This is a genomic window from Rheinheimera sp. NSM, assembly GCF_052380015.1.
In the GTDB taxonomy this organism is placed as follows: Bacteria; Pseudomonadota; Gammaproteobacteria; order Enterobacterales; family Alteromonadaceae; genus Alishewanella.
Window position 1 is genome coordinate 205,077 of the sequence record NZ_JBQTCI010000002.1, and the last position, 15,466, is coordinate 220,542.

The 15,466-nt window shown below is 54.7% G+C and carries 7 protein-coding genes; 6 read left to right on the forward strand and 1 reads right to left on the reverse strand.

The window, feature by feature from the left end; translation table 11 throughout:
* The first annotated feature begins 12 nt into the window (after positions 1-12).
* Positions 13-5,862 carry an alpha-2-macroglobulin gene (locus ACTZWV_RS06810; protein ID WP_444785824.1) on the forward strand — a complete coding sequence of 1,950 codons (5,850 nt, stop codon included), beginning with the start codon at positions 13-15 and terminating at the stop codon, positions 5,860-5,862.
* Positions 5,863-5,880: 18 nt separating this feature from the next.
* Positions 5,881-8,220 (forward strand): penicillin-binding protein 1C, encoded by a 2,340-nt coding sequence (gene pbpC / locus ACTZWV_RS06815; protein WP_444785825.1) that lies wholly within the window; start codon positions 5,881-5,883, stop codon positions 8,218-8,220.
* A 113-nt stretch (positions 8,221-8,333) separates the two neighbouring features.
* Here pbpC and ACTZWV_RS06820 read toward each other — a convergent pair whose 3' ends face one another.
* Positions 8,334-8,906, reverse strand: coding sequence for a porin family protein (locus ACTZWV_RS06820; protein WP_444785826.1), 573 nt, complete (start codon positions 8,904-8,906; stop codon positions 8,334-8,336).
* A gap of 163 nt (positions 8,907-9,069) precedes the next feature.
* Here ACTZWV_RS06820 and rlmC point away from each other — a divergent pair, with 163 nt between their 5' ends.
* The 4 genes from rlmC (at position 9,070) to ACTZWV_RS06840 (ending at position 15,464) form a co-directional block, all read left to right on the forward strand.
* Complete coding sequence (gene rlmC, locus ACTZWV_RS06825) at positions 9,070-10,215, forward strand: 23S rRNA (uracil(747)-C(5))-methyltransferase RlmC (RefSeq protein ID WP_444785827.1); 1,146 nt, start codon at positions 9,070-9,072, stop codon at positions 10,213-10,215.
* Positions 10,216-10,282: 67 nt separating this feature from the next.
* Positions 10,283-10,951 carry a translesion DNA synthesis-associated protein ImuA gene (imuA, locus tag ACTZWV_RS06830; RefSeq protein WP_444785828.1) on the forward strand — a complete coding sequence of 223 codons (669 nt, stop codon included), beginning with the start codon at positions 10,283-10,285 and terminating at the stop codon, positions 10,949-10,951.
* Between the two features lies 1 nt (position 10,952).
* A complete protein-coding gene (locus ACTZWV_RS06835; protein WP_444785829.1) occupies positions 10,953-12,350 on the forward strand; it encodes a Y-family DNA polymerase in 1,398 nt (465 codons plus the stop codon).
* A gap of 9 nt (positions 12,351-12,359) precedes the next feature.
* The gene (locus ACTZWV_RS06840) at positions 12,360-15,464 is read left to right on the forward strand and encodes an error-prone DNA polymerase (RefSeq protein ID WP_444785830.1); all 3,105 of its coding nucleotides are present in this window, start codon (positions 12,360-12,362) and stop codon (positions 15,462-15,464) included.
* The last annotated feature ends 2 nt before the right edge of the window (positions 15,465-15,466 follow it).

A 15,466-nucleotide genomic window follows, 5' to 3' on the forward strand; every position in this document is an offset into this window, starting at 1 on the left:
CAAGGATTGGTTATGCCTGCCTCTGCGTCATTTTTCAGTAAAATTTTCGGCTCGGTAAATTGGACGGCTCCCGGTTGGGCGCAACAACTGCGGCAGAGTGCCAAACAGCGCCCGGCCGGTTTTTGGGGCGGGCTGGCACTGGTGCTGGCCCTTATTGGCGCGGCCGCCGGCGGTTATTACTATTACCAGCAGTTACCCAAACCGCTTAAGGTAAAAGCGACGTTACAGAGTCCGCAGTTGGGGCATTATCAGGATAATGTTGAGCAGCCTACCTTGCTGCGTTTGCAGTTTAGCTATGACATGAGCAACCAGGCACAGCGGCAGGCTGCGCAGCCGGAGTTTGCGCTACCGCCCTTGTCGGCGGCGCGGCTGGATTTAATCGGTGAGGTGTTAACAGAGGGCGTCAGCATTAGCCCGGCCATTGCCGGTGAGTGGCGGTGGCAGGATGACAACACGCTGACCTTTATGCCACAGCAAGCCTGGCCTGCCGGCAGCCGCTTTAATGTGACCCTGGATAAACGCATTTTTGCCGCGGATACATTATTGGCAGAGCAGCAATACAGCTTTGACACTGTGCCGTTAACGGCAGCGATTAACCGGCTGCGGTTTTATCAGCACCCTACCGAACAAACCACACGGCAGATAGTGGCCACGTTAAATTTCAGCCATCCGGTGGATATCGACAGCGTAAAAGCGCAGTTATCTCTGACCATGCGGCCGGATGGCGGCGATATCAGCAGCAAAGGTAACGCGCTGGAGTTTAGCCTTAGCGCCGATAAAAGCGGCCGCGAGCTGTATCTGCAATCGGCTGCGCTTACCTTACCTGAGCGTGAGCAATATTTAACCCTGCTGTTAAAAGCCGGGGTAAAAGCACTGCAAGGCAACGGTAAAACCGGCCGTGACAGCTCGCAACAATTGCTGGTGCCTGATAAAAGCAGCTTTTTAAAGGTAGAGGAGCTGCGCACTGACATTATCCGCGGCTCTGAGCAACAGCTTGAGCAAGAGCCGGAGCAGATGTTGTTGTTAAGCTTTACCGATCGCATTAGCCGTACTGAGCTGCAAAATAAGCTGAAAATTTATCTGCTGCCCAAGCACCCGCGGCGTAATTCAAACTATTGGGCGCCCGGCGAAGTAAACAGCAGTGTATTGCAACAGGCTAACCTGCACAGTTTTACACTGATGCCAACGCCACAGCAGCATGACAACGCCTTTAGCATTAAGCTGGATGTACCGCCCGGGCAAAGTTTATTTGTCAGTGTGCCCAAAGGCTTACAGTCGGCCAGCGAGTTTACCCTGGCCAATGAGTATCGTGCTGTGGTGCAGGCACCGGAGTATCCGGTCGAGGCACGCATAGTGGGTGAAGGCGCCATGCTAACGCTAAGCGGCGAGCAAAAGTTACAACTGCTTAGCCGTGGCGTAAAAGGCGTACGGGTGAAGCTGCATAAACTGTTACCACAGCAGCTGAATCACTTTATCAGTCAAACCGGTGGCGATATCAGCCAGCCGTACTTTTTTAACTACAACTTTGATGAAAGTAATATCGCCAGCCTGTACGAGAAAACCTTCAGCCTGGCCAACAGCCATGCCAAACAGGCCAATTACCTGGCGCTGGAGTTACAGCCGTATCTGGCGCAAGCCGGTATGGGGGTGTTTTTTATCCAGCTAAGCGAATTTGATCCGGCGCGGCCGAAACGCGAAGGCCGGCAGTTGGATAAGCGGGTTATTCTGGTTACCGATTTAGGCTTACTGGTAAAACATAACGCCGATACCACGCAACAGGTGTTTGTCATGTCGGTGGTCGACGGCAAACCGGTGGCCGGCGCTAAAGTAGAGCTGCTGGGGAAAAACGGCGTAGCGGTGCAAAGCGGTACTACCGATGCACAAGGCAGCGTTAAGCTGGGCAAAACCAACGGCCTGGTGCGTGAGCGCCAGCCGGTGGTGTATCTGGTTAGCCGCAGCCGCGATGGCGTAACCGATAGCAGCTTTATTCCGTATGACAGATACAGCCGCCAGCTGGATTACTCCAAATTTAATACCAGCGGCCGTTATCAGGACGAGCAAAGCAGCAAAGCATTAAGCGCCTATATGTTCAGCGATCGCGGTATTTACCGGCCGGGTGAGCAGGTGCAACTGGCAGCCATTATCCGCCATAACGATTTATCGCTGGCAGAGCAAAAGCTGCCGTTAAAAATTCAGGTGCAGGGGCCGCGCGGCAGTGTGTTCTGGCAGCAAAACTTTCGTTTAACCGGTCTGGGCATGCACAGCTTTAGCCTGGACACCCAAGCGCACAGCGACACCGGTAACTACCATGCCAATATCAGCCTGCTGGACAGCAAGGGCAATACGGCGCGGCATTTGGGCTCGGTGAGTTTTGCCGTAGAAGAGTTTCAGCCGGACACACTGAAAATAAGCAGCCGCTTTAACCAGCAGGGTAAAGGCTGGTTATCACCGCAAAATTTAGTCGCGCAGGTGCAATTAGATAACCTGTTTGGCACCCCGGCGCAGCAACGGCGCGTTACCGCCAAATTTGAGTTGATCCCGGCCGGTTTCAGCTTTGCGCAGTATAAGGATTACCGCTTTATTGCGCCGCAGGACGAGCAGCTTAGCAGTGCCAGCGTGCGCCAGAGCCTGGACGAACAGCAAACCGATGCCGACGGCAAAGCCAGCTTTAACTTGCCGCTTGAGCAATACAGCGGCGGTACTTACCGGCTGCTGCTAACCACCGAAGGCTTTGACGGCGGCGGTGGTAAGAGTGTGCAAAGCATGCACAGTGCGCTGTTGTCACCGCTGAGCGAGCTGGTGGGGATAAAAAGCGATGGTGAATTAACTTATCTGAAAAAACAGCAAAGCCGTAGTGTGGAATTTATTGCCATTAACAACAGCTTAGAGCAGATAGCGCTGGATGAATTAACGCTGAAACTGGTAGAAAAGCGGCCGCTGTCAAGCCTGGTAAAACAAAACGACGGCACTTATCAGTACCAGAGCATAGTGCAGCAGCTAACGCTAAGCGAAGCACCGTTTAGCATAGCCGCAGAGGGTACGGCGTATCAGTTGCCTACCGACACCGCCGGTGATTTTGAACTGCAGCTGCTAAAAGGCGAACAATTGCTGGGTAAGGTAGCATTCAGCGTCATAGGCGCCGGCAATATCAGCGCTATGCTGGAGAAAAACGCCGCCCTTAGCGTACGGCTGGATAAAGCCGATTATAAGGCCGGTGAGCGCATTGAGCTGAATATTACCGCGCCTTATACCGGTAGCGGCTTAATCAGCATTGAAACCGACAAAGTGCATGCCTTTAGCTGGTTCACTGCCGACACCACCAGCAGCATTCAGCATATAGTGCTGCCTGAAGGTATTGAGGGCAATGCCTATATTAACGTCAGCTTTGTGCGCGGCAGTGATTCAGACGCGCTCTTTGTCAGCCCGCTCAGTTATGCCGTGGTGCCGTTTAATATTGACCGCAGCAAACGTGAACTGGCTATCAGCCTGGTGGCACCGGAAGAAGTGCGGCCGGGTAAAGCCTTCACGCTGGGCTATAAAACCGACCGGCCGGCCGACTTACTGTTGTACGGCGTGGATCAGGGTATTTTGCAGGTGGCCGGGTATCAGCTACCGGACCCGTTATCACACTACTTACAGAAACGCGCGCTGCAGGTGCGCAGCCTGCAGATGCTGGATTTAGTTTTGCCGGAATTCAGTGCACTGCAGCGCCAGTTGGCCGGGGTTGGTGGGGACAGCGCGCGTCGCGCTATGGCCGCCGCCATGCTGGACAGCAACCTTAACCCCTTTGCCCGCAGAGCCGATCAGCCGGGCGTGTTTTGGCTAGGTATAGTAAAAGCCGGTACTGACATAGCGACACAGCAGGTAACAGTGCCGGCCAGCTTTAGCGGTAACTTAAAACTGATGGCGGTAGCGGTAAGTGAAGAAGCGTTGTCGGCAGTAAGCCGCGATTTACGTGTGCGCGGCCCCTTTGTATTAACCCCGGATGTGTTAACCAGCGCGGCGCCCGGCGATGAGTTTGATATCAGCGTATCGGTAGCCAATGGCGTAAAAGGCTCGGGTAAAGATGCCGCCATTACCGTGCAGCTTAGCTTGCCCGATAGCCTCAGCGCAGTGGGTGAAACTGAGCAGGTGCTTAATATCAGCGAAAACAGCGAGCAAAGTGCACGTTTCCGCTTAAAAGCCGCTGATGTACCGGGCGAGGCCAGCTTGAGCTTTAGTGCCACTTATCAGCAGGGCGACTTGATTGAGCGGGCCAGTCGCAGTATCAGCCTGAGCATTCGTCCGGCCAGCCATTATCACACTACGCTACAGGCCGGTTTTGCCGATAAAGGCCCGGTTAGGCTTAATACCCGCTATCCGCTGTATGCCGAATTTGCGCAGCAGCATGTTATAGCCTCGGCTAACCCGCTGGTGCTGGCAGAGAGCTTTACCGATTATCTCGCGCAGTATCCGCATGGCTGTACCGAGCAGGTGGTGTCGCAGGTGTTCCCGTGGCTGGGCTTAGTGCAGCAACCGTCGTATCAGGCGCAGTGGCCGATGCTGAACGAGAAATTTGCCGTGCTGATCCAAAAACTGGCAGAGCGCCAGCAAAGCGACGGCGGCTTTAGCTTCTGGCCCGGCGGTTACAGCACTGCTGACTTTCCCAGCATTTATGTGATGCATTTTCTGTTAGCCGCGCGCGAGCAGGGCCTGGCGGTGCCGGATTATCTGTACCGCCAGGGGTTGGAATATTTGCGTAACGTAGCGCGGCAAAGCGGCGCCAATTTGTACCAGGCGCGGCTGCGCGCCAATGCGATTTACCTGCTGACCCGCAGTGGCGAGGTAACGACCAACTATTTGGTTGAATTACACGAACGGTTGGAGAAACAACATAAGCAAGCCTGGCAGGCTGATATTACCGCTATTTATATTGCCGCCAGTTATCAGTTGCTGCAAAAGCCGGAGTTGGCACGCGGCTTGTTATCCGGTTATCGCTTAGGTAAAACCTCAACGCTGCAACGTGGTTATCTGGCGCGTATTGCCACACCCTTGCCGCCTTTTGCTAACCCGGCGTTTCAGTCGCAACTAAGCCTGGATGCACAGTATGTGTATTTGTTGTCCAGCCATTTTGCTGAGCAAGCCAAAGCGCTGGATGGCAAAGGCATTTTACAGTTATTGCAGCCGGTGTTTAAAGGGCAGTACAACACTATCGCCTCGGCCTATACCGTACTGGCGTTATCCGCCTATGGCCGTTTGCAAACCGAAGCGGCCGCCACACCGCCGCAGTTTTATCAACTGGATGGCCAGGGCGCACGTACTGCGTTAACGCCGGCGGATAACCAAAGCGCCATACCGCGTGCCGCCTTTACCACGGCAGCAGAGCAAATATTAATCGAGAGCCAACAGCAGCTGTTTTATGCGCTAAGCGAAGCCGGTTTTGCCAAAACTGCGCCTGCTAAAGCCGTAGCACAGCAGTTGGAAGTAGTACGCGATTATCTGGATGCCGAAGGCAAAGTGGTTACTACAGCGAAACAGGGACAAGAGCTTACCGTACGCCTGCGCCTGCGCAGTTTAACCAGCGGCTGGCACAGCAATGTGGCGGTAGTCGATTTACTGCCGGCCGGTTTTGCGGTGGTGCGCAGCTCAGTAGCGCGCCAAAGCGGGGGTTGGCGTGCCGACTATGTGGATATCCGTGAAGATCGCGTGGTGTATTACGCCGGTTTTGGCCCGCAAATGACCGAGCTGCGCTATCAGGTGAAGGTAACCGCGGCCGGTGATTTTGTACTGCCCACGGTGTCGGCGCAGTCAATGTATGATTTGTCGGTATATGCCAGCACAGCGGCAGGGCGCTTTGTGGTAACCGCAGCTGCGGTAAATTAACACTTTGCAGGGGCTGTAGTGCAACACGGGATGTTAAAAAAACGGGTAGGCAGGGTGCTGGCATTGGCAGCGGTTGTATTGCTGCTACCGCTACTTCTGCTGCTGTTATCACCAAAGCCGGCGCTGTATAGTCATTACCTGCAAAGCAGTGCTTATTTTGCTGCCGATGGTGAGCTGCTCAGCTTGCGGCTGGCGGCGGATCAGCGCTACCGGCTGCGGGTGCCGCTGGCCGATATTGCCCCGGCGCTGCAGCAAGCCACTTTGTTGTATGAAGATCGGCAGTTCTATAGCCATTTCGGCGTTGATATCAGCGCGGTTGGTCGGGCCTTCTGGCAGGGCGTGGTTAAAGGTGGCCGGCGCCAGGGCGCGTCTACTTTAACGATGCAGCTGGCGCGGCTGCGCTTTGGGCTGAACACCAGTAGCATTAGCGGTAAGTTGCAGCAGCTGGCGTATGCGCTCTATCTGGAGCGGCATTTTAGCAAAGACGAGATTTTAGAAGCCTACTTTAATTACGCGCCCTATGGCGGCAATATTGAAGGCGTGGCCGCCGCCAGCCTGATTTACTTTGGCAAAGAAGCGCAGCGGCTAACGTTGGCCGAAGCCTTAGCGCTTAGTGTTATTCCGCAAAACCCGAACCAACGCAGCCCGTTAAGCAGCCGGGGCGCTCAGCAACTGGAGCTGGCGCGCCAGCGTTTAGTTGCCTTGTGGTTGCAGCATTATCCGTCTGTTGAGCAAAGTGCGGCGCAGCGCTTAAGTTTACCGCTGACGTTTTATCAGCGCGCTGATTTGGCCTACGCAGCACCGCATTTTATTAATCAGTTGCAGGCACAGGGCCTCAGCGGCGGGCGTTTTTACACCAGCTTGCAACACGGATTGCAACAGCGCATGCAGCAACTGGTAACAGGGTATTTGCAGCGTAATGCCGATAAAGGCTTTAGCAATGCCAGTGTCTTGCTGGTAAAGCGCAGCACCATGCAGGTGCAGGCCTGGATTGGCTCGGCCGACTTTTATAATGCCGCCATTGCCGGCCAGGTCGATGGGGTTACAGCGCTGCGATCGCCGGGCTCAGCGCTAAAGCCGTTTGTTTATGCGCTGGCGTTGCAACAGGGCGTGATTCATCCGCAAAGCCTGTTAAGCGATTTGCCACGCCGTTATGGCAGCTTTAACCCGGAAAACTTTGACCGCCAGTTTGTCGGCCCGGTTAATGCCACTGAAGCGCTGATTAACAGTCGCAATGTACCGGCGGTGCAACTGCAGGCCAGCCTGACCAAACCGGATTTTTACCACTGGCTAAAGCAAGCGCAGGTACCGTTAAATTATCCGGCTGAGCATTATGGCCTGGCACTGGTGCTGGGCGGCATGGAGCTGAGCATGCAGCAACTGGTGCAGTTATACGCCATGCTGGGCAATGGCGGTAACTGGCAGCCTATGCAGTGGCAGGCCGTGCCGGCGCCGGCGGCAACACAACCGTTATTAAGCGCAGAAGCAGCGTTTTTAACCCTGGATATGCTGCGCCAGCATGCCAAACCGCAAGCCGGTTTGCTGAGCGAGCTGACAGACAGTGCGCCGGTAGCGTGGAAAACCGGTACTTCTTATGCGTTTCGTGATGCCTGGTCTGTCGCGCTTAGTGGCGATTATGTGCTGGCGGTATGGCTGGGTAATTTTGATGGCAGCAGCAACCCTAATTTAGTGGGGCGCACCGCCGCCGGGCCCTTGTTATTTGAGCTGCTGGCGTTGTTGCCGCGTGATAAACAAGCGGAGCAAAGTTTGTTCACCGCCGGCAGTAAGCTGAACCTGAAACAGGTGGCATTGTGCAGCCGCAGCGGCGAGTTGCCGAATAAACATTGTCCGCAAACCCGGCCAGGCTGGTTTATTCCCGGCGTATCACCGATTAAAGTGTCCGATATTCACCGCGCTGTGCCGGTGTATAGCGCGACCGGCTTGCGCGCCTGCAGCCATCAGCCGCCGCAAACTGAGCTGAAAGTATTTGAATTTTGGCCTTCGGATATTGCCCGCGCTTATCAGCTGTCCGGTATCGTATTAACCCCGCCGCCGGCTTATCAACATGCCTGTATGGCTCAGCCGCAGTCATCGCAACAGGCGCCGCAAATCCGCTCACCCCAAGCGGCCTTAACTTATCAGTTGGGTAAAACGGCTGATCAGCAAAAAATTGCGCTGCAAGCCAGCTTTGACGGTGCGGTAACCCGGGCGCACTGGTTTATTGACAGCCGCTATCTGGGGGCCGTAGCGCCGGGTGAAACCTTATTTTGGCAAGGCGAAGCCGGTGAGTTTCAGTTGCGGGTAGTGGATGATTTAGGCGGCGTAGCCTTGCAACGGCTGCATGTGGCAGTGCATTGAGGCGACGTTGCCGCTAACTGTCGGGCAGTTGTAAGACTCTTGTTGTTTAACAGTATGCCGTCTGTCTACGCAGGCAATTGCCATACTGTTAAACTGATCACAGTAATGGTGGCTTAGAACTGATAATGTAATCCGAGGCTGAGTACCGACAATTCAGTGTCGATATCGTTGTAGTAACGGGAGTCAGCATCCAGCTCAGCATTGATATATTCGTATGCCAGGCGGATGTTCAGGTGTTTAGTGACAGCGAAATGGCTGCCCAGTCCGAAGCTGTAACCCAAACCACTATAGTCGGCATCATCACCCCAATCCCAATCATCATCATAATAGTCATCGTCAAGTGCGACACTGGCCAGGCCTGCTTTGGCAAACAAGGTGATAGTGTCATTGATGATATAACTCAATTTGGGGCCCACAGTAAAAGCTGCAGCTGTGAGATCAGAGTTGTTATCGCCTAAGTCCGTGGCGGCGCTGACGCTGGCTTCAATGCCAAACCAGTTGCTGAAGTTATAGCCGCCATAAAGCGTAAAGCCGGTAGCTGACAGGTTTTCGTTGACATGCTTAATGTCCAAATCGACATTACTGACACCGCCGCCGATAAAAAAGCCGGTATGTTCGGTATCAGCAAGTGCCGGCATGGCGCAAAGTGTAGCAATTACCGACCATGCTTTTAAAACGTGTTTCATGTTATCCCTTAATACATTATTGAAATGTGCGCATACTAGCGGTTGCCGGTTTCTTTAGCAACATGGCAATAACAGTGAGTTTTCATTTACTGTATGGCTGCAGATTTTTGCTTGTTGTACTGCGCTGACACAGTAAAATAGCGCGGTCTGGCCCGGAGATATTATGCATTGCCACCATTTTGCAGCGAAACGCTGCCTGTCTTGCCACTGGCTGGATAAACCTTACTCACAACAGCTGGCGTTAAAGCAGCAACAACTAACAGCCTTGTTAGCCGCGTTTAAACCGGCACAGCTGCTTGAGCCGGTAGCATCGGCTGAGCAGGGCTTTCGCTATAAAGCCAAGATGGTCGCATCAGGTACGGCTGAGCAGCCAATGTTGGGCATTGTTAATGCACAAAGCGAAGCGGTCGACTTAGCTGACTGCCCGTTGTATCCGCTGGCGTTTATGCCTGCCTTTGCGCTGTGTAAAGCCTTTATCCAACGCGCGAAGCTAACTCCCTACGATATTAGTGCCCGGCGCGGCGAGCTGAAATTTATCCTGCTTAGCCAAAGCTTGCACAGTGGCCGCTTTATGCTGCGTTTTGTGCTGCGCTCAAAAAACTGCCTGGCATCTGTGCAGAAGCATCTGCCTTGGTTATTGTCGCAGTGGCCAGAGCTGGAAGTGTGTTCGGTTAACCTGCAACCCAAGCCTGCCGCGCTGCTGGAGGGTGAAGAAGAAATTATCCTGACTGAGCAAACCTTGTTAGCTGAGCAATTAAACCAGGTACCGCTGTACTTAACGCCGCAAAGCTTTTTTCAAACCCAGCCGGTGATGGCGGCGGCGTTATACCACAGGGCAGCAGAGTGGGCGGCACAACTGCAACAGCAGCAGGGCGAATTTAAGCAGATCTGGGATTTATTCTGTGGCGTCGGCGGCTTTGGTTTGCATCTGGCAGCGCCGCAACAACAGCTAAACGGGATTGAGATAGCACCCGCCGCCATCGCCAGCGCACAGCGCTCTGCCAATGAGCTTGGTTTAACCAGGGTGCAGTTTCAGGCGTTGGACTCAGCCGCTTTTGCCCAAGCCGCAGAGCTGGCGCCGGATTTACTGGTGGTAAACCCGCCCCGACGGGGGGTGGGGGAGGCACTGTGCCGGGATATACAACGCTTAGCGCCGCACTGGTTGATTTACTCCAGCTGTAATGCCCAAACGCTGGCGCAAGACCTGGTGCTATTGCCAGATTATAAGCTTCTGAAAGTGCAGCTGTTTGATATGTTTGCCCACAGCAGCCACTACGAGGTATTAACCCTGCTGCAACGCCGGCATTAAAACCACGGTTGCATCCTGCTTACCGCAGTATATACTGTATCAATATACAGTATTTGTAGGGTGCATTATGTCGGCGTTATTAGAGCAGTTAGCACGGCGGCAGTTGCTATGGCAGGGCAACAGTTGCCAGGCGGCGTATCAGGCGGTGCCCTCCGGCTACCCTGAGTTGGATCAACAACTGGCCGGTGGCTTCCCGGCCAGCGGCTTAATTGAGCTGCAAACGCAGTTGGGTATCGGTGAGCTGCGCTTGTTGCTACCGTATTTGCAACAGCAGCACAGCAGCGGCCGTTTACTGGTACTTATCTCGCCACCGGCCATGCCTTGTGCCGATATGCTTTGTGCTGCCGGTATAACACTGTCGCAATTAGTTATTGTTACGCCCAAAACCGGCAAAGAGGCGTTGTGGGCGGCAGAGCAGTGCCTGCAAAGCGGTTGCTGTGCCTCGGTATTGCTGTGGCAGGCAGGGCTGAAGCTGGCTCAGGCCAGGCGCTTACAATTGGCGGCAGAGCAGGGCGCGGCCAGTTTAGTGTTACTGCGCCGGCCGGCAACAGGGTTGAGCTTGCCGGTAAATTTAAGCCTGGAACTTAAACCACATCGTCAGGGGCTGCAGCTTAGCGTACATAAGCGCAAAGGTGGCTGGCCGGGATCGGCTTTTGTGCTGGATATGCGAAGCCGCTGGCCGGCGCTGTGTTTTGCCGAGGATGCAGCTGAGCTGCCACAGCGTAAGGCCGGCTGAGATGGCGCTGTATCTGTATTTACATTTTCCGGCGTTGCAGTGCGATAGTTTAACTGACGCCACGCAACAATCTTTGCCGGTGGCGGTAGTGGATGCGCAGCATAGTATTATTCAATTAAATGAACAAGCGGCCGCGCAAGGGGTGCAACTACAGATGAGCCTGGCTACCGCTGCGGCACTGTGCCACAACCTGCAGCTGATCCCTTATCAGAGTGAGCAACAGCAAGCGGTATTATTGTCTGTTGCGCAGCAGCTGTATCAGGTAAGCGGCGAAATTGCGCCGGATCCGCCTGCCGGCTTGTATTTGCGGGTGTGCAATATGCTGCAGCTATATCATGGCCTGGACGGCTACCGTGCTGCGCTGATGGCAGAGCTTAAACGCTTGCCGTATCGTTATGCTTATGCCACCGCGGCTACGCCCTTTGCCGCTAAATGCCTGGCACGGCAGCAATTTAATCAACTAACGGCCGATCACAGCCTGACAGACGCTGCGCTAAAACACAGCCCGCTTAGCTTTACTGAGCTGGAAGCGGATTTACAGCAGCAGCTGCAGCGTTTGGGCATTGATACTTTGGGCCGCTTACTGGCGTTATCATCGGCCGAACTGGCGCGGCGCTTTGATAACCGTTTAGTCAGTTATCTCGGCCGTTTACGCGGTGAATTTTTCCATGCACTGGACTATATCCGGCCCGAACCCGGCTTTAGCCGTTATCTCGAATTGCTGTATGACATCAGCGATATGGCCGTACTCAGTGCGCCGCTTAGCAAGTTACTACAGCAACTGCAGCAACAGCTTGAGCGCAACAATGCCTTGTGCCATCAACTGACACTGCGTTTATTTTGCCGTGACAGCGATACGCAATGTATCAGTATCGGCTCAGCGCAGGGCGAATATCGCGCCGCCAACTGGCTGAAACTGTGTCAGCTGCAGCTGGAAACTAACCGCCTGCAGGCGCCGGTGTATGGCCTGCAACTGGAAGTGACACAATTTGCGCCGCAGCAGGCGCAAAGCGAGGATTTATTTCAACCACAACAGGGTAATGTATCGGCATTACAACTGGTGTCGTTGTTACAAGCCAGGCTGGGCCGCGAGGCGGTAAGCGGGCTTAGCCTGCAAAACCGCCACTTACCCGAGCAGGCCAGTGGCCGGCCTTTACCCTTGTTGCAAAGCCAGCCGGACGCAGTTGCACTGTTGCAGCGGCCGGCGTTTTTATTGCCGCAGCCTGTGGCGCTGCGTGAGGCGATAGACATAAGCCGGGGCCCGGAGCGCTTGTGCCCGGATGGCTGGCAACTGGCTGCCCAGCGTGATTATTTTATCGGCCGCAACAAACAAGGCCAATGGCTTTGGCTGTACCGCACGGCGCAGCAGCAGTGGTTTGTGCATGGTTTGTTTAGTTAGCTGTTGCCTATGAGTTACGCTGAACTGTTTTGTCAAAGCCATTTTAGTTTTCTGCACGGTGCCTCCGGCCCGCAGGAGTTGGTGCAGCAGGCCGCTGCGCTGGGTTATAGCGCTCTGGCGCTGACCGACGAGTGCTCGGTGGCCGGTATAGTACGGGCCTACCGCCAGATTGACGAGCAAGGGCTGAATATTAAGCTGATTGTCGGCAGTTATTTTCAGTTAGATAAACTGGAATTGGTATTACTGTGCCCGGATAAAGCCGCTTACACTGAGCTGTGCCGTATTATTACCAATGCCAGGCGGCGCAGCAGCAAGGGCGAATACTGCTTAACCGAATGGGATCTGATGTCGCTGCAACATTGCTTGTTGCTGTGGTTGCCCGCCGGCGATAACGACAGTGATAGCTACTGGGCCAACTGGCTGCAAAAATACCACAGCGACCGGTTGTGGCTTGCTATGCGCCGCCAGCTTAACCATAACGAAGCTGCTTTTGCGGCTTATTGTCAGCAACTGGCACAGCAGTATCAGCTAAAGGCCGTGGCCTGTGGTGCTGTGCTGATGCATATTCCTGAGCGGTTGGCACTGCAGCACTGCGTCAGTGCCATTAAAGCCGGCAAACCGATAGCAGAGCTGGGCCGGCAGCTATTGAGTAATGCCGAGCGTGCACTGCGCCCGCTGGCTAAGCTGGAAAAATTATTCAGCGCTGATCTGCTACAGCAAAGCTGTGCTATCGCACAGCGCTGCACGTTTTCTCTGGATGAACTGAAATATCAGTACCCAAGCGAGCTGGTGCCGGCAGGCGAAACGGCGGCCGGTTATTTGGCGTATCTGGTGGTGCAGGGTAGCAAACTGCGCTTTCCTGCCGGGGTGCCAAAGCGGGTGCAGGCCATTATTGATAAAGAAATGGCACTGATCACTGAGCTTAACTACGCATACTTTTTTCTCACCATTTATGACCTGGTACAGTTTGCCAAAGCGCGCGGCATTTTGTACCAGGGCCGGGGCTCGGCGGCCAACTCTGTAGTGTGTTATTGCCTGGAAATTACCGCCGTAGATCCGGAGAAAATTCAGGTACTGTTTGAGCGCTTTTTATCGCGTGAGCGTAAAGAGCCGCCGGATATTGATGTCGACTTTGAGCATGAGCGGCGCGAAGAAGTGATCCAGTACCTGTATCAAAAATACGGCCGCGAACGAGCTGCGCTGGCCGCTACGGTAATAAGCTATCGCTTTAAGAGCGCGCTGCGGGATGTTGGCAAGGCGCTGGGGTTGCCTGGCAGCCAGCTGGACTTTTTAGTGAAAAACATTCAGCGCCGCGACCCGAGCTTAAGCTGGCAGCAGCAACTGGGGGCGCTGGGGCTTAACAGTAACAGCGACACTACGCAGCAGCTGATTACGCTGGTAGAGCAGTTGCGTGGCACCCCAAGGCATTTATCGCAGCATGTCGGCGGTTTTGTTATCTCACAAGGGCCCTTGTATGAACTGGTGCCGGTAGAGAACGCCGCCATGGCTGACAGAACAGTGATCCAGTGGGATAAAGATGATCTGGAAACGCTGGAGCTGCTAAAAGTGGATGTGCTGGCACTGGGTATGTTAACCGCTATCCGCAAGTGCTTTGCGCTGCTAAAGCAACACGAACAGCAGGATTTAAGCATTGCCGGCATTAGTGCGCAGGGCGATGATGCGGCGGTGTACCAGATGATGCAAAAAGCCGATACTGTCGGGCTGTTTCAGATAGAGTCGCGTGCCCAGATGAGCATGTTGCCACGGCTGAGGCCAGCCTGTTACTACGACCTGGTGGTACAAATTGCCATAGTGCGGCCAGGGCCTATTCAGGGTGATATGGTGCACCCCTATTTAAAACGCCGCCATGGTGAAGAAGCCGTAGAGTACCCATCAATCGAAGTTGAAGGCGTACTAAGCCGCACCCTGGGCGTGCCGATTTTTCAGGAGCAGGTGATCCAGTTGGCGATGGTGGCGGCCGGCTTTAGCGGCGGCGAGGCCGATCAGTTGCGCCGGGCCATGGCCAGTTGGAAGAAAACCGGCGAGCTGCTGCAGTTTAAACATAAGCTGATTGACGGCATGCAAAGCCGCGGCTACGCGCTGGAATTTGCCGAGCGTATTTATCAGCAAATTTGCGGTTTTGGTGAATATGGCTTTCCGGAGTCGCACTCGGCCAGTTTTGCTGTGCTGGCCTATGTGTCGGCCTGGCTGAAATACTATTATCCGGCGGCGTTTTGCACCGCCCTGCTAAACAGCTACCCGATGGGGTTTTACAGCCCGGCGCAGCTGTTGCAGGATGCCAGGCGCCACGGTGTTAACGTGTTGCCGCTCTGTGTTAATCAATCGCAGTGGGATTATTGCCTGCAACAACAAGGCAAAGCGATACGGCTGGGGTTACGCCAGATCAAGGGGCTGTCTGTGGCTGGGGCGCAGTTGCTGCTGAAGCTACGCCCGGCCGGCGGTTATCGCGATATAGCGCAACTGCGGCAAATCGGGCTTAGCCGCAGCGATTTACAGGCACTGGCCAGTGCCAATGCGCTAAGCAACATTAGCGGCGATCGTTATAACAGCCGTTGGCAACTGATGGATAACCAGCACAGCCTGCCGCTGTTTGCATCCGGCCAGCAGCTTTCTGAGCTGACAGAGCCGGCGACGCAGGTGGCACAAACCGCGCCGGTCTATTTAGCGCCACCTGGCCCGGTAGAGGAAATGCTGGAGGACTATGCCGCCACTGGCCTTACGTTGGCAACCCATCCGCTGGCGTTGCTGCGCCGGGCCGGCAAATTACCGCGCAGCGTGCCGGTAGACGAGCTACACCGTGTGCGGCATAACAGCCCGGTGCGGGTGAGTGGCCTGGTGACGTTACGCCAACGGCCGGGCACGGCCGCCGGAGTTACCTTTATGTCGCTGGAAGATGAAACCGGCACTGCCAATGTGCTGGTGTGGTTGGCCACAGCGCAGGCGCAGCAAAAAAGCTTTTTAACCGCGCGTATTTTACAGGTCGACGGTATTTTACAGCGCGAGGGTGAGGTAACCCATATTATCGCCGGTAAGCTGGTTGACTTATCCGCGCTTTTGGCCGAACTTAAGCTGTCCTCACGCGATTTTCATTAACG